Source organism: Streptomyces sp. NPDC047043, assembly GCF_040644055.1.
Taxonomy (GTDB): Bacteria; Actinomycetota; Actinomycetes; order Streptomycetales; family Streptomycetaceae; genus Streptomyces.
In genome coordinates this window covers 93185-116672 of sequence record NZ_JBEYVO010000031.1, presented here as the reverse complement: position 1 = coordinate 116672, position 23488 = coordinate 93185, and the positions used below count along the sequence as shown (strand labels likewise).

At 71.5% G+C, this 23488-nt stretch carries 17 protein-coding genes, 2 tRNA genes and 1 other RNA gene; 3 read left to right on the top strand and 17 right to left on the bottom strand.

The window, feature by feature from the left end:
* The first annotated feature begins 17 nt into the window (after nucleotides 1-17).
* A tRNA-Gly gene (locus ABZ880_RS39895) sits at nucleotides 18-93 on the top strand.
* A gap of 42 nt (nucleotides 94-135) precedes the next feature.
* Here the strand turns inward: ABZ880_RS39895 and ABZ880_RS39890 are convergent.
* The 6 genes from ABZ880_RS39890 to ffs all read right to left on the bottom strand — a co-directional run bounded on the left by ABZ880_RS39890 (nucleotide 136) and on the right by ffs (nucleotide 9138).
* Nucleotides 136-1035 carry a phosphoribosylaminoimidazolesuccinocarboxamide synthase gene (locus tag ABZ880_RS39890; protein ID WP_361273804.1) on the bottom strand — a complete coding sequence of 300 codons (900 nt, stop codon included), beginning with the start codon at nucleotides 1033-1035 and terminating at the stop codon, nucleotides 136-138.
* A gap of 109 nt (nucleotides 1036-1144) precedes the next feature.
* Nucleotides 1145-2647: a N,N-dimethylformamidase beta subunit family domain-containing protein gene (locus tag ABZ880_RS39885; RefSeq protein WP_361273801.1), complete on the bottom strand. Its 1503-nt coding sequence runs from the start codon at nucleotides 2645-2647 to the stop codon at nucleotides 1145-1147.
* A 229-nt stretch (nucleotides 2648-2876) separates the two neighbouring features.
* Nucleotides 2877-4703: a hypothetical protein gene (locus ABZ880_RS39880; protein WP_361273955.1), complete on the bottom strand. Its 1827-nt coding sequence runs from the start codon at nucleotides 4701-4703 to the stop codon at nucleotides 2877-2879.
* A 357-nt stretch (nucleotides 4704-5060) separates the two neighbouring features.
* Nucleotides 5061-6311 carry a phosphoribosylamine--glycine ligase gene (gene purD, locus ABZ880_RS39875; protein ID WP_361273798.1) on the bottom strand — a complete coding sequence of 417 codons (1251 nt, stop codon included), beginning with the start codon at nucleotides 6309-6311 and terminating at the stop codon, nucleotides 5061-5063.
* A 171-nt stretch (nucleotides 6312-6482) separates the two neighbouring features.
* The gene (locus tag ABZ880_RS39870) at nucleotides 6483-8807 is read right to left on the bottom strand and encodes a DNA polymerase III subunit gamma and tau (RefSeq protein WP_361273796.1); all 2325 of its coding nucleotides are present in this window, start codon (nucleotides 8805-8807) and stop codon (nucleotides 6483-6485) included.
* A gap of 234 nt (nucleotides 8808-9041) precedes the next feature.
* Nucleotides 9042-9138, bottom strand: an RNA gene (gene ffs / locus ABZ880_RS39865) — signal recognition particle sRNA small type.
* Nucleotides 9139-9211: 73 nt separating this feature from the next.
* On the opposite strand from ffs, the gene ABZ880_RS39860 reads away from it, so the two are divergent.
* Nucleotides 9212-9299: transfer RNA gene (locus tag ABZ880_RS39860), tRNA-Ser, on the top strand.
* A gap of 95 nt (nucleotides 9300-9394) precedes the next feature.
* Here the strand turns inward: ABZ880_RS39860 and ABZ880_RS39855 are convergent.
* The 11 genes from ABZ880_RS39855 to ABZ880_RS39805 form a co-directional block, all read right to left on the bottom strand.
* The gene (locus ABZ880_RS39855) at nucleotides 9395-10183 is read right to left on the bottom strand and encodes a DNA-formamidopyrimidine glycosylase family protein (RefSeq protein WP_361273793.1); all 789 of its coding nucleotides are present in this window, start codon (nucleotides 10181-10183) and stop codon (nucleotides 9395-9397) included.
* Nucleotides 10184-10220: 37 nt separating this feature from the next.
* Entirely contained in the window at nucleotides 10221-12227 is a 2007-nt protein-coding gene (locus tag ABZ880_RS39850; protein WP_361273791.1) for a beta-galactosidase, read from the bottom strand.
* The gene (locus ABZ880_RS39845; RefSeq protein WP_361273788.1) at nucleotides 12224-13537 is read right to left on the bottom strand and encodes a glycoside hydrolase family 36 protein; all 1314 of its coding nucleotides are present in this window, start codon (nucleotides 13535-13537) and stop codon (nucleotides 12224-12226) included. The genes ABZ880_RS39850 and ABZ880_RS39845 overlap by 4 nt, the downstream gene beginning before the upstream one ends.
* A gap of 56 nt (nucleotides 13538-13593) precedes the next feature.
* Nucleotides 13594-14478, bottom strand: coding sequence for a carbohydrate ABC transporter permease (locus ABZ880_RS39840; protein WP_361273785.1), 885 nt, complete (start codon nucleotides 14476-14478; stop codon nucleotides 13594-13596).
* Nucleotides 14475-15455, bottom strand: a complete 981-nt coding sequence (locus ABZ880_RS39835) for a sugar ABC transporter permease (protein WP_361273782.1) — start codon at nucleotides 15453-15455, stop codon at nucleotides 14475-14477. The genes ABZ880_RS39840 and ABZ880_RS39835 overlap by 4 nt, the downstream gene beginning before the upstream one ends.
* Nucleotides 15455-16765 carry an extracellular solute-binding protein gene (locus ABZ880_RS39830; RefSeq protein WP_361273779.1) on the bottom strand — a complete coding sequence of 437 codons (1311 nt, stop codon included), beginning with the start codon at nucleotides 16763-16765 and terminating at the stop codon, nucleotides 15455-15457. The genes ABZ880_RS39835 and ABZ880_RS39830 overlap by 1 nt, the downstream gene beginning before the upstream one ends.
* 240 nt (nucleotides 16766-17005) lie before the next feature.
* Entirely contained in the window at nucleotides 17006-18742 is a 1737-nt protein-coding gene (locus ABZ880_RS39825) for a copper resistance protein CopC (RefSeq protein ID WP_361273776.1), read from the bottom strand.
* 146 nt (nucleotides 18743-18888) lie between these two features.
* Nucleotides 18889-19644 carry an SDR family NAD(P)-dependent oxidoreductase gene (locus tag ABZ880_RS39820; RefSeq protein ID WP_361273774.1) on the bottom strand — a complete coding sequence of 252 codons (756 nt, stop codon included), beginning with the start codon at nucleotides 19642-19644 and terminating at the stop codon, nucleotides 18889-18891.
* Nucleotides 19641-20108, bottom strand: coding sequence for a cupin domain-containing protein (locus ABZ880_RS39815; RefSeq protein WP_361273771.1), 468 nt, complete (start codon nucleotides 20106-20108; stop codon nucleotides 19641-19643). The genes ABZ880_RS39820 and ABZ880_RS39815 overlap by 4 nt, the downstream gene beginning before the upstream one ends.
* Before the next feature lie 9 nt (nucleotides 20109-20117).
* Nucleotides 20118-20690: a GNAT family N-acetyltransferase gene (locus ABZ880_RS39810; RefSeq protein ID WP_361273769.1), complete on the bottom strand. Its 573-nt coding sequence runs from the start codon at nucleotides 20688-20690 to the stop codon at nucleotides 20118-20120.
* Nucleotides 20683-22758 (bottom strand): penicillin acylase family protein, encoded by a 2076-nt coding sequence (locus tag ABZ880_RS39805; protein WP_361273766.1) that lies wholly within the window; start codon nucleotides 22756-22758, stop codon nucleotides 20683-20685. Before ABZ880_RS39805 ends, ABZ880_RS39810 begins: the two co-directional genes overlap by 8 nt.
* A gap of 123 nt (nucleotides 22759-22881) precedes the next feature.
* Between ABZ880_RS39805 and ABZ880_RS39800 the strand changes: the two genes are divergently transcribed.
* On the top strand, nucleotides 22882-23475 hold the full coding sequence (locus tag ABZ880_RS39800) for an HhH-GPD-type base excision DNA repair protein (protein WP_361273764.1): 594 nt from the start codon (nucleotides 22882-22884) through the stop codon (nucleotides 23473-23475).
* Nucleotides 23476-23488 lie beyond the last annotated feature (13 nt).

Here is a 23488-nt window from a genome sequence, read left to right as displayed (position 1 = left end):
TCGCGCCACGGCGCAGTGCGGACGTAGCTCAGTTGGTAGAGCGCAACCTTGCCAAGGTTGAGGTCGCGAGTTCGAGCCTCGTCGTCCGCTCCAGATCAAGGCCCCGGTCATCGACCGGGGCCTTTGTCATGGGGGTCAGCTCCAGCTCGTGCCCGTCAGGCGCTCGTACGCCTCGACGTACTTCGCCCGGGTCGCGTCCACGACCTGCTGCGGCAGCGGCGGCGGGGGCTGCTCGCTCTTCCGGTCCCAGCCGGAGGCCGGCGAGGTCAGCCAGTCGCGCACGAACTGCTTGTCGTACGACGGCTGCGCGCGGCCCGGCTGCCACTGGTCGGCGGGCCAGAAGCGGGAGGAGTCCGGGGTGAGGATCTCGTCCGCGAGGACCAGGGTCTCGCCGTCGAAGCCGAACTCGAACTTGGTGTCCGCGAGGATGATGCCGCGGTCCCGGGCGATGTCACGGCCCCGCGCGTAGACGGCAAGGGTCGACTGGCGCAGCCGGGCGGCGGTGTCGGCGCCGACCTGGCGGGCGACCTCCTCGTACGAGACGTTCTCGTCGTGCTCGCCGACCTCGGCCTTGGTCGCCGGGGTGAAGATCGGGGCGGGGAGTTCGCTGCCGTCGACCAGGCCCTCGGGGAGGGCGAGGCCGCAGACCGTACGGGACTCGTTGTACTCCAGCAGGCCCGAGCCGGTGAGGTAGCCGCGGGCCACCGCCTCCACCGGGACCATCTGCAGCGACTTGCAGACGAGGGTGCGGCCGGCCCAGTCGGCGGGGGCGCCGGCGGGCAGGTCGGTGCTCAGGACGTGGTTGGGGATCAGATCGGCGATCTGGTCGAACCACCACAGGGACAGCTGGGTGAGGACGCGGCCCTTGTCGGGGATCTCGGTCGGCAGCACCCAGTCGAAGGCGGAGATGCGGTCGCTGGCGACCATCACGAGGTCGCCGGCCTCGTTCTGGTACAGCTCGCGCACCTTGCCGGTGTGGAGATGAACCAGGCCCGGAACCTGGATCGGCTCGGGCTTTTCTACGAATCCGGACACGGTTCCTCCCCGTGGTTATGACCAAGTGGCTCGATTCTCCCGTATGACGGGAATCGGTCTTGGTGGGGGGTGGGCTTGAGCTGCGTGGATCTTGTTCGGGTACGACAGCTCAGTCACGTTTGCAGATGCGGTCCAGCAGGTTTGCCGTGGCGCGCTGCACGCGTGCGTCGACGTGGCCCGGACGGTCCAGCGACGGGGACCAGGCGAACGTCCCGGACGCGAAGACGAGGGCGCCGGACGGGGCTCGGTACAGGGACGTCTCCTGGTGGCGGAGGGCGCCCTCGGAGTCGGTGTACGGGGAGTGCGCGAGCAGGATGCGGTCCTCGTGCTCGGGCAGCGGGGTGCGCGGGAAGTACCGATCCGCCTCGCCCGCGACCAGGCCCTCGATCTCGTCGCCCTCGTGGGCGCCGGAGGCCTCCCAGAGCCAGTGGTCGGCGTTGCGGACGATCAGGGGGTGGGGCTCGGGTACCCGGCCCGCGTACTGGATACCGACCAACTGCTGCTCCGGGCGGTCGACTTCGCGCCACAGAACGGGTTTGCCGGGGCCCTTGCGCTTGCGGCAGGTCAGCAGGCGGTCGGGGACGCCGGACGGGGACGGGCCCAACTCCACCTGCCAGTACATGGTGTTGGCGGAGAGGAAGACGAGGGACGTGCCGTGCTCACGGGCGAGCTCGACGGTGCGGCGCATGTTGACCGACCAGTACTCGTCGTGCCCCGGGAAGACCAGGCCGCGGTAGCGGGTGGGGTCCACGTGCCCTGCGTGCAGGTCGCGGGCGTCGGCGTAGGCGAGGTCGTAGCCGTAGCGCTCGGCCCAGCGGATGAAGTCGTAGGCGTGGCCGACGTGCAGGGGAAGGCCGGCGCCGGCGTACGGGCGGTCGAAGGAGACCGTGGTCGCCGCGTCCGACTCGCCCAGCAGGCGGCCCTGTTCGTCCCAGGCGTGGTAGAGGCTGGCGCCGATGCGGCCGTCCTCCGGGTAGAGGTTGTACGCCTGCCAGGTCACGTCGGGCAGGAGGAGGAGCAGGTCCGCGGGGTGGTTGTCGCGGACCGTGAAGGGGATGTGGGAGCGGTAGCCGTCGGCCGTGGTGAGGACGGCGACATACGCCCCGATGCTCCAGTACGACGGGATCTGCAGCCGCCAGGACAGCCACCAGTGGTGGCAGGAGACCGTACGGTCCGCGGTGAGCGGCGGGGACTGGACGATGCCGGACAGGCGGGGGCTGGTGGTGATCTTCGCGGCGCCGTCGCCGCCGTAGTGGCCGATGCGGTAGACGTCGACGCTGAATTCCTGGGGCGGGTCGACCGTGATGTGGAAGTCGACGGCCTGGCCGGGGGCGACCGCGCCGGTGGAGATGAAGCCCTTGATCTGGCGGCCGACGTCGTCGGCCGAGCGCGGGCCTCCGGCGGCTCGCGGGGCCGGGATGCGAGGGGTGTGCGCGGCGTCGCCGTCGGGCGGCTGCTGGGTCGCGTCCACGTACCAGGGGACGACCTGGCCGGTGTCGTCGAAGTAGGTCTCGCTGCCGCGGAGCCAGGGGACGGGGCCCAGGCCGAAGGGGTCGGTCACGGCGTGCGCCAGCGCTCCGGATTCCCATCGGCGGATCTGCTCCGACCCCATGGTGGCTCCCCTCCCTCATGCGCTGTGGTCGCGTGTCGTGCGGCTGCGGCGAGCCTGTCTTGTGCCGCAAGCCCTTGCCATGTGCCCGATCGGTCCCAGCACATCACATAACGCACGCAGCCGGTCACTATTCGTTGCGAATTGGCCGAAAGTGGAATCAGGGGCTCCGGAACGGTTTGCGGTACGGGCTTTCGGTACGGGGCTTTCGCTACGGCGGTCCGAGGCGCCGTCAGACCAGCCGTACCGGCTTCTCCGGGCGTATGCCGGACTTGCGGAGCCAGGTGCGGAGAGGGGCCGGGTCTCCGTCTTCCACAAGGCTGAGGATCCGGGGGGTCAGGTCTGCGGCGCGTTCTCCGTTGACGAGGAGGGACGGGCCGTCGAGCCAGTCGAGACCGGGGGTTGCGCCTGCGGTGTCCATGGCGGCGCAGCAGACCATCGCGGTGACGTGGTCGGTCAGCAACTCGCGGGCCGTGCGGGGTGGTTGGAGCGGGAAGAGCGGGAGCGTCGTGTCGTCCCAGGGGGTGGGGTCGGGGGCGGGTCGCTCGGTGGGGGTGGCGGCGGCTTCCTCGCGTTCCTCGCGGGCGAGTGCGGTGGTGAGGGCTGCGGCGAGGGTGCCGACTCGTTCGTTCTCCGCCTCGGCTTCGCCTTCGGCATCGATTGTGATCGCATCCGCACCACCCGTGACGCTTTCGTCGTCGGATGCGGGTGGCCTCTGTGCGGCTTCCTCGCCGTCGGCGGCTGCGGGTTCGCTCTCCGGCGTGGCGGGGGCGAGCCCGGTCGTGTCGGCGGCCGAGAGGTGGTCGAGGATCCGGGACAGGGTCGGGCCGTCGGGGGTGGGGGTCGTCCGGTCGGCGGTGCGGCTCACGCCCAGGGTGTCCAGGACTCGGTGGAGGCGGGCCGCGTCGGTGCGCCATTTGCGGTCGACGACCTCTTCCGGGTACTCGTCCCAGTCCACCGGGGACCAGTCGCGGCCCGGCTCGGCGGGACCGCCGTGGAAGAGGCGGGCGGCGAGGAGCGAGGCCGCCTCGTCCACCGTGCCGGGCTCCTCGAGCAGATCGCAGGCGGGGCGCTCGCCCAGGCGGGAGGCGAAGCCCTCGGCCAGGCGGTCGCGGCGGGACAGCTCGGTCAGGGCCGCCACCACTCCCGCGTCCAGGCGCGAGGGCCAGCGGCCCATCCGCCAGGCGGGGAGCGCGACGCGGGTCAGGAGGCGGTCCCAGCCGGCGTAGGCCAGGCCCACCTGCTCCTGGGCGACGATCCGCAGACCGTAGTCCACAGCCTGTGCACGCTCGGCGGCCGCGGCCGCGACCCCGCGCTCCATCTGGCCCGCGTGCTCCCGGCAGCTGCGCAGCAGCAGTCGGGCCACCCAGCCGACGCCCGCGCACACCGCGCGGGTCAGCGGGCAGCGGCCGGGCGTGGCGGCGACGGCCACCGCCGCGTCCAGGCCCCGTACGAAACGGCGGGCCGCGGCTATGTCCGGGTGCGCCGAGGGGCCCGTACCGGCGACGACCGGGGCGAGGACCGCGCGCAGTTCGCCGACGCGCATCCACCACAGGAACGGGGAGCCGATGACCAGGACGGGTGCCGCGGTCGCCCGGCGGTGCCCGGTCCGTGCGCCCGCTATCTCGTCGCGGTTCTCGGGCGGGGGCGGGCCGTGGGCCGGGTGGGTGCGGTCCTCCAGCCAGCTGTCGCAGTCCGGGGTGAGCGCTATCGCGGACGGGGCGGGGACGTCGAGGCGGTCTGCGAGGTCGCGCACCATCCGGTACAGGTCCGGGGCCGCCTCCTCGGCGATCGGGACCGTCGGGCTCACCGCGGGGCGGGCGCGGGCCACGACCAGGGCGATGGCGCCGGCGGCGAGCAGCACGAGAATGGCCAGCGGGGTCAGGACCCAGCGGGCGGCATGCCAGAACGGGCCCACCAGGTGGTCCGTGGAACCACCGGCCAGCAGGATCACGGCGGCTGCCGCGGGCAGCAGGGCCACGGCCAGCGCCCGGCTGCGGATGCGCAGCACGGCGAGAGCCCTGGAGCGCGCTGCCTGCGCACCTGCTTCCACACCCATACCGGTACCGGTCACGACCGGTCCTCACCCCCTCCCCAGCTGTACTGACTGCCCGGCTCTCCTGGCGTTGCTCACTCCCCCACTGTGGCACCCGCCACTGACATCGCAATGCCGGTGGGCCAAGTGCCGGACCGCTTGCGCCGCACCCTAGTTGGGGCCTTGAGCCCCGTCAGCCGTATGGGGCAGCGCTCACTCGATGGAATGGCTTTGGTCAGAGGTGCATGACGGAATGCGAAGATCAGGCCTCTGTTCTTGACTCGGGTTCTCATGCGGGTTCTCGGAGGTGGGCGCAGCATTCAGGCCCCGGATCCGAAGACGGATCCGGGGCCTGTGCGGTTCATCCGAGCGGCCGGGCGGTCAGGCGTCGGCCGCCTTCGCGGCGATGTCCGTGCGGTGCTGGGAGCCGTCCAGGCGGATACGGGAGACGGCCCGGTACGCGCGGTCACGGGCCTTGGCGAGGTCCTTGCCGATGGCCGTGACGGACAGGACGCGGCCGCCGGCGCTGACGATCGCGTCGCCGTCGTGCTTGGTGCCCGCGTGCAGTACGTACGCGTGCGGGGCGTCCTCGGCGGCCACCTCGTCGAGGCCGGTGATCGGGTCGCCGGTGCGCGGGGTGCCGGGGTAGTTGTGCGAGGCGACGACCACGGTGACCGCGGCGTCGTCGCTCCAGCGCAGCGGTTCCAGGTCGGCGAGGGTGCCGTTCGCGGCGGCGAGCAGGACGCCGGCCAGCGGGGTCTTCAGACGGGCGAGGACCACCTGGGTCTCGGGGTCGCCGAAGCGGGCGTTGAACTCGATGACCCGTACGCCGCGCGAGGTGATCGCAAGACCGGCGTAGAGCAGGCCGGAGAAGGGGGTGCCGCGGCGGCGCATCTCGTCGACGGTCGGCTGGAGGACGGTCTGCATGACCTCCTCGACCAACTTCGGGTCGGCCCACGGGAGCGGAGAGTACGCGCCCATGCCGCCGGTGTTCGGGCCCTCGTCGCCGTCGAGGGCCCGCTTGAAGTCCTGGGCGGGCTGGAGCGGGACGACCGTCTCGCCGTCGGTGATGGCGAAGAGGGAGACCTCGGGACCGTCGAGGAACTCCTCGATGACGACACGCTCGCAGGAGTTGGCGTGCGCCTTGGCCGCCTCGAGATCGGCGGTGACGACCACGCCCTTGCCGGCGGCGAGGCCGTCGTCCTTGACGACGTAGGGGGCGCCGAAGGCGTCGAGGGCCTCTTCGACCTCGGCGGGGTTCGTGCAGACGTAGGAGCGGGCGGTGGGGACACCGGCCCCGGCCATCACGTCCTTCGCGAAGGCCTTGGAGCCCTCGATCTGCGCGGCCTCCTGGGAGGGGCCGAAGACGGGGATGCCCGCCTCGCGCACGGCGTCGGCGACCCCGGCGACCAGGGGTGCCTCCGGGCCCACGACCACGAGGTCGGCGCCGAGTTCCGCGGCCAGCGCGGATACGGCTTTGCCGTCCAGGGCGTCGACCTGGTGCAGCTCGGCGACCCCGGCGATGCCGGCGTTGCCTGGGGCGCAGTGCAGCGCGGTGACGTCGGGATCGAGGGACAGGGAGTGGCACAGGGCGTGTTCGCGGGCGCCGCTGCCGATGACGAGGACCTTCACGGGGGTCAGCCTAACGGGGTTTTTGTGCGGGGTTCCGAGGGGCCGGGGGTTGGTGAGCTGTGCGTTCCTCCAAACCGCGCCCTGAGTGATGCGGACCGGCGTCCCTGAGTGATGCGGACCGGCGTGAGGAAGTGGCTTTGCCCGGACGAACCGTTGCCCGGCCGAACCCCCTTACTCGTTGGTGAACTCCTCCATCACCGTCGCCCCCAGCTCCCGCACGATCAGTTCGTACCCGGAGAGGGCCGATTCGTTGAGGTCGGGGTCGTCGTCCTCGGGGATGTCGTCCTCGATGGAGACGTGGGCGGGGGGCTCGGGGGCCGTGGGCCGGGGTGCGGGGGCCGGGGTGATCGGGGGCGCCGAGGCTGACGGGGGCGGCGTGGGTGTCGTGGGCGTGGGCTGGGGAGACGCGGGACGCTGGGCGGGCGCAGCCGATCCGTATCCGCCGGGGGCGCCGCCGCCGTAGCCGGTCGTGCCGCCTCCGCCCTGGCCGCCGTTGAAGCCGGAGGGGCCGCCCGGGGGCGGAGGGGCGGAGCCGCCCGACGGGTCGACGATCGCCTCGATCTTCCACTGGACGCTGAACTGCTCGGCCAGCGCCTGCTTCAGTACGTCCTCGCTGCCGCTGCTCGCGAAGTTGTCGCGGGCGCCCGCGTTCACGAAGCCCAGTTGCAGGGTCGTGCCGTCGAAGCCGGCCACCTGGGCGTTCTGGCTGAGCAGGATCCAGGTGAAGCGGCGGCGGTTCTTGACCGCCTCCAGAATGTTCGGCCAGAGCATGCGGGGGTCGAGGCCGCCGCTCGGGGGCGCGTACGTGGGGGCCGGGGACGCGGACGCCGCCGCCTGCGGGGCGGGGGTGGGGGTCGGGGTGGGCGCGGGTCCCGGTGCGGGTGCCGGTGCGCTGGGCGCGGCCGGAGGCTGGCCGGCGCCTGCCGGTGTTGCCGTGGGCCAGCCGCCGGGGCGTCGGCCGCTGCCTGCTGAGGCCGCGGTGGGCCAGGCGCCGGGGGCGGCCGGGGCCTGAGTCGGGGCGGGAGCGGGGGAGGCCGGGGCAGCGGGCGGTGGTGGGGCGACCGGTGCGGCAGGCTCTGCGGGGGTGGTCGGGGGTGCGGCGGCCGTGGGTGTTCCCGGGCCGACCGGCGCCGCTGTGCCGACGCCAGCACCAGCGGTTGGCGTACCTGCCGACGGCGCTCCCGAGCCCCGTACCGCAGCCCGTGCCGCAGCGGGGCCGCCGCCCGGTGGAACCTGCCCGCCGCCCGAGCCACCGGCCGGACCGGGCATCGCTCCCCCGTGGGCCTCGGGACCCGGCGCGTACCCCATCGCGGGCATGCCGCCGCCCCCGGAGAAGTTCACGCCCCGCTCGATGCGGTCCAGGCGGGCCATCACCGAGCGCTCGTCCCCGTATGCGGCCGGCAGCAGCACGCGCGCGCAGATCAGCTCGAGCTGGAGGCGGGGCGAGTTGGCGCCGCGCATCTCGGTCAGGCCCTCGTTGACGAGGTCGGCGGCGCGGCTGAGCTCGGCCGCGCCGAAGGTGCCCGCCTGGGCCTGCATGCGCTCGACGACATCGGCCGGGGCGTCGATGAGCCCCTTGTCCGCGGCGTCCGGCACCGCGGCGAGGATCACCAGGTCGCGCAGTCGCTCCAGGAGGTCGGCGACGAAGCGGCGCGGGTCGTTGCCCCCCTCGATGACGCGGTCGACGACCTCGAAGGCCGCGGCGCCGTCACCGGTCGCGAACGACTCGACCACGGAGTCGAGCAGCGAACCGTCCGTGTAGCCGAGGAGGGATGTGGCCATGGCATACGTCACACCCTCCTCCCGCGCTCCGGCGAGCAGCTGGTCCATGACGGACATGGAGTCACGCACGGAGCCCGCTCCCGCGCGCACGACCAGCGGGAGCACGCCCTCCTCGACGGGGATGTTCTCCCGCCCGCACACCTCGCCGAGGTATTCGCGCAGGGTCCCCGGGGGCACGAGCCGGAAGGGGTAGTGGTGCGTCCGGGAGCGGATCGTCCCGATGACCTTCTCGGGCTCGGTCGTGGCGAAGATGAACTTGAGGTGCTCCGGGGGCTCCTCGACGACCTTCAGCAGGGCGTTGAAACCGGCCGACGTGACCATGTGGGCCTCGTCGATGATGTAGATCTTGTAGCGGCTGGCGGCTGGCCCGAAGAAGGCCTTCTCGCGCAGCTCACGTGCGTCGTCCACGCCACCGTGCGAAGCGGCGTCGATCTCGATGACGTCGATCGAACCGGGTCCGTTGCGCGCCAGGTCACGGCAGGACTGGCACTCCCCGCACGGTGTCGGCGTAGGGCCCTGTTCGCAGTTCAGGCAGCGGGCCAGGATGCGCGCGCTCGTCGTCTTGCCGCATCCGCGCGGCCCGCTGAACAGGTACGCGTGATTGACCCGGTTGTTGCGCAGCGCCTGCTGCAGCGGGTCGGTTACATGCTCCTGCCCGATGACCTCGGCGAACGACTCCGGGCGATAGCGGCGGTACAGCGCGAGAGACGACACGCCTACGAGGTTATAGGCGCCCACTGACAACGCGGACCGCCCCGATGCCGGGACGTCCGACGGAAGAAACGTAAGCGTTTGTTGACAGGTACTTCATGGAAACGGCAGCACGAACTGGAACTGGCTGGGCGGTCTGGCCCTGATCCCGCTTGCGGTCTACGGCGACGAGCGGATCTTCCTGCACCCGCATCGGCGGGAGCTGTCCCCGGCGGCGGCACCGACGGCGTCCGGGCATGAGAAGACCCCCCACGCACCCGCCAGAGCCGACCTACCCTTGCTGCCTTCCGGCCCTGGGGGAGTTCAGTCAGATAGCGCCGCGTGAGGGGCTGAGCCCCAGCCTACCTGATCGCCGGGCGCCCGAACGAGTTCGCTAGCACCCTCCGACGTCATGTAATGTTTCCGGCGGAGGATTCGCCTAGAGGCCTAGGGCGCACGCTTGGAAAGCGTGTTGGGGGCAACCCCTCACGAGTTCGAATCTCGTATCCTCCGCCATCACAAGGGCCCGAGCCGCAGAGCGGTTCGGGCCCTTCGGTGTTCTCGGTTCGGAGCGGTGGCGGGGAGATCTCACGTGAGCCGCATCACGTACGTCAGCCCCCGTCCCCCTGGCACCGCGGACACCACACCGTCCCGCGCCCCGCCATACGGGACCGTCGCAGGTGGGTGCCGCAGCGTGGGCAGGTCGGGTCGGGGGCGTCGCGGTGGCCGGTGAGCCAGGAGTTGCGGGGCGGGACGCGGCCCGCGGTGACCGCGGAGCGCAGGGTGCGCCGCATGTGTGTGTAGAGGCGGCTGAGTTCGGCCTCGGTGAGGTCGCTCGCCCGGTGGGAGGGGTCGAGCCCGGACCGCCACAGGATCTCGTCGGCCAGCAGGTTGCCGAGTCCGGCCAGGACGGACTGGTCGGTGAGGACGGTCTTGACGCGGCCGCGGCGTGCGTGGAGTGCCGTCTCGAACTCCGCCCGGTCGACCGCCAGCGCGTCCGGGCCCTGGTCGTCGAGCAGCCGTGCGACGTCCGTCTCGTCGTCGGCCAGCCACAAGCCCCGGAGTTTGCGCTGGTCGCGGTAGCGGAGCTGACGGCCGGCGCCCAGGGTGAACAGGACGCGGTCGTGGGGTTCGACCGCGTCCTCGGGGCGGGCGCAGAGCAGCAGGCCGGTCATGCCGAAGTGCAGCAGGAGGGTGGGGCCGCCGGTGTGCGCGAGCAGCCACTTCCCGTGCCGCTCGGGCTCCGTGAACCGCCGGCCCTCCAGCGCGTCGCGCAGACGGCGCGGGCTCACCCCGTGCAGGACGCCCGCGTCACGCACCTCGACCCGCCGGACGACCCTGCCCTTCGCGCAGGACTCGAGCACCCGGCGGAATCCCTCGACGTCCGGCAGCTCAGGCATGTCACCCAGGACAGCACGCCCGGGTCCGCCCGGCCACTCAGCCCTGCCGGGGCTCCCGCACGACCGCCACCTCGCCCGCCGCGACGGTCACCGACCCGGCGACCGGCTTCCCCGTGAGCAGTTCGACCGCCCCCGGAGCCACCGGGACCGCGGCATCCCGCCCGGCGTGGTTGATGAGGAAGAGGTAGTCGGCCTCGGCTCCCCTCCGCAGCGCCACCTCGACGCCCTCGGGTGCCTTGCGCACCGGCTCGACGCCCGCGTCGCGGCGGATCAGGTCCAGCAGGCCGGCGAGGGTGGCCGGGTCGGGTTGGGTGGCCAGGTACCAAGTGGAGCCCGCACCATGGGAGTTGCGCGTCACGGCGGGTACGCCGCTCAGCGGTCCGTCGGTGTACGAGGCCACCGCCTCGGCGCCCGCCAGCCGCACCCGCTCCGACCACAGGACGCCCGTACCACCGCCGGTCAGGCCCACCGACTCGCCCGGCAGCAGCGGGAAGAGCTCGTCCGTGCGCACGCCGAGTGCCTCCCGGAAGGCCCCCGGGTAACCGCCCAGCCGCACATGGCAGTTCGCGTCGACCATGCCGCTGTGGAAGCCGACGGCCAGCGTGCCGCCGCGCTCCGCGAAGCCCGTGAGGTTCGCCGCGCCCTCGTCGTCGATCAGATACACGGAGGGAGCCAGGACCAGACGGTACGACGACAGGTCCGAGTCCGGGCGGACGAAGTCCACGGCGACGCCCGCGCGCCACAGCGGCTCGTACCAGGCCCTGACCAGGTCCTGGAAGTGCAGTTCGCCGCTCGGCTGGGACGGGAGCTCCATCGCCCAGCGGGCGTTCCAGTCCCAGACGATCGCCACCTCGGCGGCACCGACGCTGCCGCGCACCTCCTCCAACGCGCGCAGGTCCGCGCCCAGTTGGACGACGTCCCGCCAGATCCGGCTGTCGGTTCCGGCGTGCGGGAGCATCGCCGAGTGCCACTGCTCGGCGCCCGCCTTGGCCGCCCGCCACTGGAAGTAGGCGATGCCGTCGGCGCCGCGCGCCACATGGCCGAGAGCGTTGCGCCGCAACTCCCCTGCCGTCTTGGCCCGGTTGACCGGCTGCCAGTTGACCGCACCTGTCGAGTGCTCCATCAGCAGCCAGGGGCCGCCGGCGAGGGAGCGTACGAGGTCGCCGCTGAGCGCGATGTCGATCTGCGACTCCGGGTCGGCGGACTGGAGGTAGTGGTCGTTGGAGACGATGTCCAGCTGCGGGGCCCAGCGCCAGTAGTCGAGGGCGTCGAAGTTGTACATCACCATGAAGTTGGTGGTGGCGGGGGTCGACGGTGCCGCCTCCCGGAGCACGTCGCGCTCCGCCTCGTACAGGGACAGCAGTGCGTCGCTGCAGAAGCGGCGCCAGTCCAGCTGGTGCGTCGGGTTCGGGACCGCGCCCGTGGCGCGCGGGGGCAGGATCTGGTCCCAGTCGTAGTACCACTGGCTCCAGAAGGTGGTGCCCCAGGCGTGGTTGAGTGCGTCCAGGCTCGCGTACCGGTCCTGGAGCCAGGCGCGGAACGCCTCCGCGCTCACGTCGCAGTAGCACTCGGCGTTGTGGCAGCCGTACTCGTTGTGGACGTGCCACATCACGACCGCCGGGTGGTCGGCGTAGCGCCGCGCCAGTTCGCCGACCATCCGCAGGGCCGCCTCGCGGTAGGCGGGGCTCGACGGGCAGAACGTCTGACGGCTGCCGTACGACAGTCGCCGGCCGTCCTTGTCCACCGGCAGCGCGTCCGGGTGCTCGACGAAGAACCAGGCGGGCGGCGCGGCCGTCGGGGTCGCCAGGTCGGCGGCGATCCCGTGGGCGTGGAGCAGGTCGAGGATGCGGTCGAGGCGCGAGAAGTCGTACGCGCCCTCGGACGGCTCCAGCAGCGCCCAGGAGAAGATGTTGACGCTGACCATGGTGACCCCGGCCTCGGCCATCAGCCGCATGTCCTCGGCCCAGACCTCCTCGGGCCACTGCTCGGGGTTGTAGTCGCCGCCGTACGCGATGCCCGGAACCTTCAGGGCGCGGGTGGTCATCGGCCGACCCCCGAGAGAAGGCGGCGAGTTGTCTCCACGCCCCACTCGTCCAGCGACAGCAGGCGGTCGCTGGAGGCCATCAGGCCGCCGGTCGCCTCCACGTGTGCCGCCCAGCGCTCGCGCGTCTCGACGGCCGGGCGGGCCATCAGGCAGTCGGGGTCGTTGACCCACAGGCGGCCGTGCTGCCACTGGCGTCCGACGCCGGTGAACTCGGCCGGGTCCTGGCCGGGTTGGCTGTGGTCGTCGGCCTCGGGACGGCGGTGCGGGGCCGTGTCGGGGCTGACGCGCATCGCGTCGAACAGTCCGATGGAGGGAAGGATGGGCGCACCGCAGCCCAGCAGGTACGAGTCCGGTCCGATGGCGTTCCGGATCAGCCGAATGCCCTCGCGGTACGCGGTCAGCGCGTCCACCGACTCATGCCGTACGCCGTCCAGCGCGCCCGCGTACAGGAAGTCGACCTTGAAGTAGTCGTAGCCCTCGGCGCGCAGGGTGCGGAAGACGTCCGTCAGGTAGGCCGCCGCCTCCGGGTGGGTGGTGTCCAGGACGCGCAGGTCGTGGCCCCAGTTGCGGCCGGCGTGCGTGAAGCCGCCGTCGGCGTCGCGGACCAGCCAGTCGGGGTGCTCGGTGGCCAGCTCGCTCGCCGGGTCGACCAGGAAGGGGGCCGTCCAGATGCCGGCCCTTCTGCCCCGGGCCCGGATGGCGTCCGCGATGCCCTCTCGGGAGCGGAAACGGCCCGAGAGGGTGAGCCAGTCGCCGAGGGCGGACTGGTAGCCGTCGTCGATCTGTACGACGTCGACGGGCAGGTCGAGCGTGTCCATCGCACGGAGGTTCTCGTGGATGTCGTCCTCGGTGACGTTCGTGAAGTACTCGTACCAGGAGCACCAGACGGTGGGCGCCGGGCGCGGGCCCGCCGGCCCGAGCGCGGCGGCCCAGTCGGCCAGCACCGACTGAATGTCGGCGCCGGTCCACTCCTTCACCGGCCCGTCGGCGGTGACCTCCGCCACGCCCTCCGTCACGAGCAGGCGGATCGACGGCACCGCGCTGGTGGGCTCGGCCGCCGCCCACAGACGGACCGGTGACCCGTCGCCCGGGTCCAGGGCCAGCAGTCCCTCGCCCTGGAAGGCGCCCTCGGGGACGGTGACTCCGGGCCGGTAACACACCGTCGCCCAGTTGTCGTTGGTCGGGCGGTACGGCCTGTCGCCGAGGGCGTAGGCGCCGCTGGGGCTCCAGGACTGCCAGCCCTCCTCGTGGACACGGGCGTTGACCGGGTCCACGGGCACGGAGGCGACGGGCGTGAAGGGGTGGGGCACGGTGGTTCTCTTTCAAGGAGCTTTCGAGAAAGGGCTGTTCAGCTCTTGCGGACCGGTCAGCCCTTGTTGGCGCCGAGGGTGAGGCCGCTGACGAACTGCCGTTGCAGCACGAAGTACACGATCAGGGTGGGGATCGCGGTCAGCAGGGCGCCCGCGGCGACCAGGTTGGGGTCGGTGAAGTACTGGCCGGAGAGGTTGTTCAGGGCGGAGGTGATCGGCATGTTCTCGCCGGTGGAGATCAGCACGATCGCCCAGAAGAAGTCGTTGTAGATCCAGATGGACAGCAGGGTGGCCAGGGCGGCCATGGCCGGCTTGCACAGCGGCAGCACGATCTGCCAGTACATGCGCCACACGGAGGCGCCGTCGACGAGGGCGGCCTCGGTCAGTTCGTGCGGCAGCATCCGCATGTAGTTGCTGAGCACGAAGGCGCAGAAGCCGGACTGGAAGGCGACGTGGATGAGGACCAGGCCGAGCGCGGAGTCGTACAGCTTGCCGCTCATGGTGATGCCGGGCAGGTCGATGAGCAGGTACATCCGGTACAGCGGGGTGATGATGACCTGCTGCGGCAGGAGGTTGCCGGCGGTGAAGACGAGCAGCAGGAAGATGTTGAGGCGGAAGTCGAAGCGGCTGACGTAGAAGGCGACCATCGACGACAGCAGCAGCGTGATCAGTACGGCCGGCACCGCGATGATCAGCGTGTTGCCGAAGTAGTGCAGCATGTCCGACTGCACGAAGGCGTTCTTGAAGTTGTCGAAGTTCAGCTTGTCCGGCCAGGACACGTAGCCCTTGTTGCTGGTCTCGCTGTAGGGCCGCAGCGCGGCGAAGACCGCCCACAGCAGCGGGGCGAGCCAGGCCAGCGAGGTGACCACGAGAAACGTGTGCAGCAGGATCCGGGCGGGGCGGACCGGAGTGCGCTTCTTCGCGATGACAGCCGTGCTCATGCGCGCCGCTCCTTCCGGAAGGTAGCGATCAGGTAGGGGATGATGACCGCGAGGGAGATGACCAGCAGGACGACGGCGATGGCGGAGCCGTAGCCGATCCGGCTGGACTCGCCGATGATGTTGTTGGTGATCAGGATCGACAGCAACTCGGTGCCCTGAGCGCCCTTGTTGAAGACGAAGACCAGGTCGAAGGCGCGCAGCGCCTCGATGATGGTGACCACCAGCACGACCGTGTTGGTCGGGCGCAGGGTGGGGAAGATGACGTTCTTGAACGTCTGCCACTCGTTCGCGCCGTCCAGGGCGGACGCCTCGCGCAGGGAGGGGTCGACGCCCTTCAGGCCGGCCAGGTAGAGGATCATCATGTAGCCGGTGTGCCGCCAGGACGCGGCGATCAGCACCGCCCACAGGTTGAGGTCCGGGTTGCCGATCCAGTCGATGTAGTGGCCGGGCTTGTTGGCGCCGATCAGGCTGTTGATCAGGCCGGTGTCGGGGTTGTAGACCAGCTGCCACACGAACCCGGTGACCGCCAGCGAGACCACGACCGGGAGGAAGAACGCGGTCTGGTAGACCCGGCTGAAGCGGATCTTCTTGTCCAGCTGGACGGCCAGGAACAGGCCCATCGGCGTGGGGATCAGGATGAGCACCACGAACCAGATGATGTTGTGCTGGACGGCCGGCCAGAACTGCGGGTTGTCGGTGAACAACTGATGGAAGTTGTCCAGGCCGACCCACTTGATCGAGTCGAAGCCGATGCCGTCCCAGCTGGTGAAGGCCAGGAAGATGGAGGCGATGGCGGTGACCCAGACGAGGGCCACGTGCAGGACGGTGGGCACGCCGGCCATGAAGGCGAGCGTGATGCGGTCGCGGCGGGTCAGCAGGCGCTTGTGCCCCTGCGGAATCCGCTGCTTGACAGGCGCGGGCCCCGGAGGCGGCGCGGCGGCCGCCTCCGGGGTCTTCGTGGTGGTGTCGGGGCTCATCAGGACGCGAAGATCGTCTTCTTCTGGCGTTCGATCGAGGACAGCAGGCTGTCGACGCCCTTGGGGTTCTGGAGGAACTTCTGCAGGCCGGGCTGCATCACCGTGGAGGTGAAGTCCGGGCGGGAGTCGCGGTCCATGAACTGGGTCAGGCTCTTGGCGCTGCCGATCATCTCGAACGCCTTCTTCTGCAGCGTCGAGTAGGCGGCGGTGGAGGCCTTGTTGGAGGCGGCCACCACGCTCGGGTCGCCCTTGAGGTACAGCTCCTCGGCGGCCGGGGAGCCGAGGTACTCCAGCAGCTTGACGACCCCGTCGTGGTTCTTGGGGGACTTGGAGACCATGAAGCCGTCGGTGGGGGCCTCCACCGTGTCCTGCCCGTACGCGGAGTTGATCTCCGGGAAGGCGAAGAAGTCGAGGTCGTCCAGGTCGGCCTTGTTGGTGAACTGCTGCGCCACGAAGGTGCCCAGCAGGTACATGCCGGCCTTCTTGGAGACCAGGGTCTGCGCGGCGTCCTGCCAGGTGCGGCCCATGAAGCCGTCCTGGTGGTAGGGCAGGATCTCGGCCCAGTGGTCGAAGACGGCCTTGACCTTGGCGTCGGTCCAGGCGGCCTTGCCGGCCATCAGCTCGACGTGGAAGTCGTAGCCGTTGAGCCGGAAGTTGATCTGGTCGAAGGTGCCCATGGCCGGCCAGGCGTCCTTGTCGCCGAACGCGATCGGCACCAGGCCGTCCTTCTTCATCTGCTTGCACAGGGCGACCAGTTCGTCCCAGGTGGTGGGGACCTTGTAGCCGTGCTTGGCGAAGACGCTCTTGCGGTAGAAGATCGCCCACGGGTACGTGGTCATCGGCACGAAGTAGTACTTGCCGTCCGCGCCCTTGGACAGCTTCTTCATCGCGTCGGGGAAGTTGCCCCCGATCTTCTCCCACACGTCGTCGATCGGCGAGGCGAGGTTCTTGGCCGCGAAGAACTGCATGCGGTAGCCGGCGAACCACTTGAACACGTCGTCCGGGGTGCCCTGCAGGTAGGAGTTGATCTGCTCCTGGAAGGTGTTGTGGTCCTTCGTGTTCACCTTGGCGGTGATGCCGGACTGCTTCTTGAAGTCCGCGTACACGGCCGCGTACGCCTTCTTCGGCACCGCGTCCGAGTCGTTGGAGCCGACACTGACGGTCTTGGGGTCCGACGAACTGCTGCTGCTGCCGCAGGCGGACAGCAGCGGTATCCCGGCACCCGCCACAAGGGCGGCGCCACCGACACCGCGCAGCAGACTGCGACGGCTCGTCGCGGGGAGGGAGAGACCCGAGGGGGAGAGGTCCATGTACGGCTCCTGAGGGCAGGGGTTCGGCCACAACTACGCCACGTCGAAAAAAGTCGAAACCGACCATAAATCAACTCGACCGAACATCGTGGCGCTTATATCAGCCCTTTGTCCGGTCATGCGTCAAGAGCCGTCAGGGACCTTTGTGGAAACGTAACCGACACGTTCGTGATCGTTTCCGTCCGAGTGATCGAACGATGCCGGCCGGGGTTGAGACTAAATGCCGGTTTCGCGTCGTCGCTAGCCGGAGATGCGGACCGACTTCGTCACACTGACCTGGTCGATCTCGGAGGTCCTGACCGTGGCCTTCATCGTCCAGGTCCCGGCGATGGGGAGCGTGACGGAATTCGTGCCCCAGTAGCCGCCCTGGTCAGTCAGTTTCGCGTCCAGCGGACCGATCTTCTGGGCCGGCAGGGTGAGGGAGAGCCGCAGCTCGGGGACGGTGACGATGCCGCCGTCGGGCCCGAAGACCACCGCCTGCACGGTGTTGTCGCCGACGCGGCCCGGGTCGAGGGTGATCTGCACCTTGCCGCGCGCACGGCCGACCTCGAACGGGATCGTGGTGACCGAAGCGGCGGGCAGTCCGGCGGCCGTCGTGGGCGCCTGAGCCGCCTCGGCGGCCGCACGCCCCGGCAGCGTGCTGCTGAGCACGGTCGTGATCACCAGCACCACGACACCGACGGCGACTTCGGCGAGCACACTGCGGCGCAGGTTGCGCCGGCTCGCGCTCCCGGCGCCCGGGACGACCGGCTCCTTCGGACCGCTCGCGGGCGGCCCTCCGACGGTCTCCGGCACCCGTTCCCGTACGACCGTCTCGGCGTCCACGGTCACCAGCCGCGCCGTCCAGCGCCGCGAGAACCCCGCGGCCGTCAGCAGCAGCACCACCGCGGCCAGCTTGGCGACCAGCAGGCGCCCGTACGTCGTCCCGGTGAGCGCGTCCCAGGAGCCCAGGCCCCGCCAGGACTGGTAGACGCCGGTGCCGACCAGGACGGTCACGGAGACGAAGGCGATCCGGGAGAAGCGGGCCACGGCGGCCGGGGCGAGCTCGGTGCGGTAGAGCAGGATCAGCAGGGTCGTGAGACCGCCGAGCCAGACCGCCATGGCCAGCAGGTGCAGCACCGAGGACACCATCGCCACGGGCACCTGGATGCCCGCGGAGGCGTGCTCGGAGGCGGCCCAGGTGAGCGCGAGGGCGACGGCGAGGGCGGTACCGGCGGCGAGGAGCGGGCGCGGCCATGCGTCGCGTTTGCTCAGTCGTACGGCGAAAACGGCGGCGATCAGCAGCAGGGCGAGCCGGGCCAGCAGGGCCAGCCCTGGTCGGCCGGTGAGGGTGCGGGTGAAGGCGGCGGAGTCGAAGGCGGTCGCCGGGCCCGTGCCGGTCTCGTACGGGGCGCGCAGCACCAGCAGGGCCAGGGTCGAACCCAACAGGACCCACCAGCCCGCCACCAGGGGTTTCCGGAGCGGGCCGCGGTCTGCCGGGCGGCACAGGGCGACGAAGGCAGCGGCACCGACGACCAGGGCCACCGCCAGGTAGGCCAGGTAGCGGGCGATGTTGTAGAGGCTGGCGGTGGCCGGGTTCTCGACCGGGCCGGTGTCGACCGAGGCGACCGTCGCGGAGGCTTTGCCGACGGAGAAGGTGAACGCGCCGCCCACCGGGTGGCTGTCCGCGGAGACGACCCGCCAGGCCACCACGTACGTGCCCTTGGCGAGCTTCTTCGGCAGGGTCACGCTCGCCGTGTCGGAGCGGCCCTTCGCGTGCTCGGCCTCGCCGATGTGCACGCGCCGGTTGTCGGGGTCCAGGACGCGGAAGGAGTCGTCGAGCAGGCCGACGGACTCGGTGAAGGTCAGGGTGATGGAACGGGGGGCGGACTTGAGGACGCTTCCGTCCTCGGGGTCGGTGGACTTGAGGGCCGCGTGGGCCGACGCGGGTCCCGCGCCGCCGAGGACGAGCAGGACCAGCACGGCGCCCAGCAGCACCAGCCCTTGAAGTCCCCGCCGTCCGCCGGGTCGGCGGAGACCCTGGCGCCCTCGCCGTCCGCTGTCTGCACCGTCACACCCCACGTCGTCTCTCCGTCGTCGCCTTGCCACCTTCCGGATACGTACGGACGCGAGCCCTCGTGTACTCACCACGTGGGCCGGGCGGACACCCCTCCGTCCACCACCAGATCGTGCCCGGTCACCCAGGACGCGAGCCGCGAGGCCAGGAACACGCACGCGTCCCCCACGTCCTCGGGCCGCCCCAGGCGTCCGAGCGGTGCCGCCGCATGCCACCGCCCGACCCCCTCCGGCCATGCCTCCGTCAGCCCTTCCCGATCGATCAGCCCGGGCGAGACGCTGTTGACGCGGATGCCGTACGCCCCGTACTCCAGGGCCGCCGACCGCGCGTGCATCACGACGGCGGCCTTGGAGGCGCTGTAGTGCGCGTGCGAGGGCGCGGGCTGCCGCCCCTCGATGGAGGCGATGTGCGTCACCGAACCCCCGCGCTCCCGCATGACCTCGGCGGCGGCCTGCGTACAGGCGAAGACGCTCGACAGGTTGGCGTCCACGACCGCCCGCCACTCGGCGGCCGTCATCCCGGGCAGCTCCCGGACCGGCTGCACGCCGGCGTTGTTGACCAGCGCGTCCAGCCCGCCACCCCACTCGGCGGCCTCCCCCACCACCCGCGCACAAGCGTCCTCGTCGGTGAGATCGCCCTGCACCACGACGGCCCGAGCACCCGACTCCCGCACCCGGCCCGCCACCTCGTGCGCCGCCTCCACCGCCGTACGGCAGTGCACGGCGACCGCCGCGCCCTCCTCCGCGAACCGCAGCGCGACACCGCGGCCGATGCCGCCGCTCGCCCCGGTGACCAGGGCGACCTGTCCTTCGAGCAACCTCATGGGCGGCACAGTTCCGCAATCCGGGCGGCCCGCGCGGGATACCGCGCCGTGAGCTCGGCCGCGTCCCCGTGCTCGTAGCCCTCGTAGGTGAAGCCGGGAGCCATCGTGCACCCGAAGAACGACCACGCCCCGAGGGTCCGCCCGCCCATCCAGGTCCCGGCGGGGACGGTGAGCTGCGGGTGCTGTCCGCCCAGGACGTCCGGTCCGAGGACGGCCGTGGAGGACGTGCCGTCGGGGGCGAGGAGCAGCAGTTCGAGCGGGTCGCCGAGGTAGAAGTGCCAGATCTCGTCGGCGGGCAGGCGGTGCAGGGCGGAGAAGTCGTCCGGGGTGAGGAGGGCGACGATCGCCGTGCCTTCCGGCCGCCCGTCTGCTTGCTCGGGCCCCGCCCACGTGCGGCGGAACAGACCGCCCTCACGCGGGATCGGCTCCAGTCCGTAGTGCGCGATGAGGTCTTCGGGAGTCACCCGGGCAGGCTACCTCCGCTCCAGAAACGCCAGTTGGGCCTTCTTCTCGGGCAGGTACACGTCCGGGAGATCGATCTCCGGCAGCACGACCACCGGCCCGGCCACGAACCCCTGCCGCAGGAAACGCGCGACGGCCTTCCCATTCCGTACGTCGGGATCGACCACGACGCGGCGACGGCCCGGGCCCTTCAGCACATAGGAGGTGATGACGCCGAAGAGCGCCGCCGTCCAGCCGGGCCGCGCACCACCCGGACCGGCGGGCGCGAGAAGGACATGGATGCCGATGTCGCCGTCCCGCACCTCGTAGCACTCGCTCACGCGGTCGGCCTCCGGCTCGTAGGTCTGCAGCAGGGCGACCGGTTCGCCGTCCTTGGTGAGGAGGAAGGCGTGGTGGGTGTCGAGGGTGGCCATGTGGGCGTAGATCTCGGCCACTTGGTCCCGAGCGAGGCCGTTCATGCCCCAGAACAGGGCCCGTTCCTCACTCACCCAGCGGTGGACGACCTCGGCGTCGGCGGACGGATCGAGGGGACGGATCCGGACGGTGCCGAACCCGCCGACGGCTTCCTCGTGGACGTCAGACATCGCTCTCCTTGGTGAGCCGGTCGAAGTCGGTGACGACCGGGACGAGATCCCCCTCGGTCCACAAGGGGAGTTGGTCACGGTGATGGGCCGACCCGGGAATGCCCGAGGCCCCGAACGGCACCACCCACAGGCTGTCCTCACGCCGCGCCAGGTTCCACACATAGCGGGCGGCCGGCCCTCGCGCGGCCAGATCCGTCAGCCCGGGAACGGCCGAGGTGCACAACACGCAGTCGTGGTCGCCGGACAGACCGGGTTCGTCGTACGAGGTGCTGGCCAGCGCCCGCCAGGGGGCGAGGCGGTGGGTCTCGCCCCAGGTGCCGGCGGGCGGTTGTTCGGCCACCTCTTCCAGGGCCGCCCGGACGGCCGCCGGACGGTCGGCGCCGTACAACTCCTCGGCCCGCAGCAGGTGTTCGAGCGCGAAGCCGATGCGGGGGAGCAGGGCGAGCCAGGGGAGGAAGACCTCGGGGTAGGCGGGCGGGGCGGTCAGCGCCGCGAACGCCGGATGCGCCGCGAGCTGCCGTACGACCGCGCCGCGCACCGCCGCGTAGACCGCCGCGTCCGTGCTGGTCGCGTCCATACGGCGGTCCCAGCGCAGAAGGCGGTCGCGCAGGGCGGCGGCCTCGGGGGACAGGGCGTCCAGGGCCGCCAGGTGGTCCAGCAGGGGCCCGGCGGAGGCGAGGTGGGTGTCCATGTGGACGGCGGGCATGTCACCGGGCGACCAGTGGTCCTTCTCCCGCAGCAGCGCGGCGATGCGCCCGGCGCGGTGGGGCGGGGCGAACTCGACGCCGAGCGGGGTGGCGAGACCGCGCTGGTTGGCCATCACGGCGATTCCGTCGGGCAGTTCGGCGGCGCGCGGCATCTCGTGCCAGCCCCGCCATTCGTGCCCCGGCTCCCAGGCGGGCACCAGCCGCGTGCCGTTGGCCTCCGCCCGAACCGGCACCCGGCCCGCGACCCGGTGCAGCAGACCGCCCTCGGTGTCGGCGGCCTGGACGACGTTGACGGGCTCGGCCCACAGGTCGACGGCACGGTCCACGTCACCGACGCTCCGGGCGCGCAGAAGCGGGAGCAGGGCGCCGAAGCCGAGGTCGGCGGTGACGCGGGGCGGGTAGCGCAGGGCGAGTGCCAGCGGGGTGGGCGCGGTGCCGTCCAGGCCCTCCGGTCCCCCGGCGATCACCGGCCCCCGCTCCGTCTCGATCACCTCGACCTCGACGGGCTCCTCGCCGGCCACCTCGACGGTCTCCGTGTGTCGGGCGGCCCGGTGCCAGACGCCGTCCGGGCCGAGGGCCTGTACGCCCGCGCCGGTGCGCCGCAGCCGCTCGCGGTACAGGTCCTGGTAGTCGGCCATGGCGTTGGTGATGGCCCAGGCGACGGTGCCGGTGTGGCCGAAGTGGGCGATGCCGGGGATGCCGGGGACGGCGAGGCCGACCACGTCGAACTCGGGGCAGGCCAGGTGGATCTGCTGGTAGACACCGGGGTCCTCCACGAAGCGGTGCGGGTCGCCCGCGATGACCGCGTGCCCGGTGGTGGTGCGCTCCCCGCTCACCAGCCAGCCGTTGCTGCCGGAGCTGCCGGGCCCGTCGACGGCGAACAGCCCGACGGCCTCCTCACCCAGGTGCCGCACGGCCTCCTCGCGCCACAACTTGGCGGGAAATCCGGCGAAGAGGATGTGCGTGGCCAGCCAGACGCCGAGCGGGGTCCAGGGCTCCCAGCGGCCGGGAGCCAGACCGACGCGCGCGAACTCGGGGGCAGCGGGGACCGCCAGCCCGTCGTTCACGCCGTCGACGTAGGCCCGCACCCACCCGGCAGTCTCGGGGTCCCGCTCCTCCAGGGCCGCCCAGCAGCGCCGGGCGGTGTCGTCGAGGCGGGCGCGGCGCGCGAAGACGTCCCAGTACAGGGCCTCGGCACCGAGGAAGGACGCCGAGGTGCCCTGCGCACGGTGCCGCTCGACCTCCAGCTGCCAGGCCCGGTCGCGGGCGGTCACCAGGCCCTGGACACGGGCGAGTTCGCGGGCGCTGCCGGCACGCAGATGCGGGATGCCCCAGGCGTCCCGGTAGATCTCGGTCGTCACGCTGCGACCCCCCTGCCCCTTTAGGTTAGCCTTGCCTTAGTAAATCGTGGTGGAATCGTACGCGAGCAGTGAAGGGGCGATGGCAGTGGGCGCCCCGCCCCCGTACGCGGCATGATCGGGGTCATGGACGTCACCCTTCACCTCGCCCAGGACCCCGAGGCCGACGAGCTCCTCGGGCGTTCCCCGCTCGCCGCGCTGGTCGGGATGCTGCTGGACCAGCAGGTCCCGATGGAGTGGGCGTTCAAGGGCCCCCGCACCATCGCCGACCGGCTCGGCGCCGACGACCTGGACGCGCACGAGATCGCCGCGCAGAACCCGGAGGCCTTCGCCGCACTGCTCTCGGACAAGCCGGCCGTGCACCGCTACCCCGGCTCCATGGCCAAGCGCATCCAGCAGCTGTGCCAGTACCTCGTCGAGCACTACGACGGGAACGCCGAGCTCGTCTGGAAGGGCGTCACCGACGGCCGCGAACTGCTGCGCCGGCTGCAGGAACTGCCCGGCTTCGGCAAGCAGAAGGCACAGATCTTCCTGGCCCTGCTGGGCAAGCAGCTGGGCGTCACGCCCGAGGGCTGGAGGGAGGCGGCCGGTGCTTACGGCGAGCCGAAGTCCTTCCGCTCCGTCGCCGACATCACCGGACCCGAGTCCCTGGTCAAAGTGCGGGCGCACAAGCAGGAGATGAAGGCGGCCGCGAAGGCGGCGAAGGCCGCCGGGAAGTAGCGGGGAACCACCG

What these genes read in the sequence shown, in the direction of transcription:
- ABZ880_RS39885 (WP_361273801.1), bottom strand. Translation starts at nt 2,647, where the DNA reads ATGGGGTCGGAGCAGATCCGCCGATGGGAATCCGGAGCGCTGGCGCAC.
- ABZ880_RS39880 (WP_361273955.1), bottom strand. Translation starts at nt 4,703, where the DNA reads ATGGGTGTGGAAGCAGGTGCGCAGGCAGCGCGCTCCAGGGCTCTCGCC.
- ABZ880_RS39855 (WP_361273793.1), bottom strand. Translation starts at nt 10,183, where the DNA reads ATGCCTGAGCTGCCGGACGTCGAGGGATTCCGCCGGGTGCTCGAGTCC.
- ABZ880_RS39850 (WP_361273791.1), bottom strand. Translation starts at nt 12,227, where the DNA reads ATGACCACCCGCGCCCTGAAGGTTCCGGGCATCGCGTACGGCGGCGAC.
- ABZ880_RS39840 (WP_361273785.1), bottom strand. Translation starts at nt 14,478, where the DNA reads ATGAGCACGGCTGTCATCGCGAAGAAGCGCACTCCGGTCCGCCCCGCC.
- ABZ880_RS39835 (WP_361273782.1), bottom strand. Translation starts at nt 15,455, where the DNA reads ATGAGCCCCGACACCACCACGAAGACCCCGGAGGCGGCCGCCGCGCCG.
- ABZ880_RS39830 (WP_361273779.1), bottom strand. Translation starts at nt 16,765, where the DNA reads ATGGACCTCTCCCCCTCGGGTCTCTCCCTCCCCGCGACGAGCCGTCGC.
- ABZ880_RS39820 (WP_361273774.1), bottom strand. Translation starts at nt 19,644, where the DNA reads ATGAGGTTGCTCGAAGGACAGGTCGCCCTGGTCACCGGGGCGAGCGGC.
- ABZ880_RS39810 (WP_361273769.1), bottom strand. Translation starts at nt 20,690, where the DNA reads ATGTCTGACGTCCACGAGGAAGCCGTCGGCGGGTTCGGCACCGTCCGG.
- ABZ880_RS39800 (WP_361273764.1), top strand. Translation starts at nt 22,882, where the DNA reads ATGGACGTCACCCTTCACCTCGCCCAGGACCCCGAGGCCGACGAGCTC.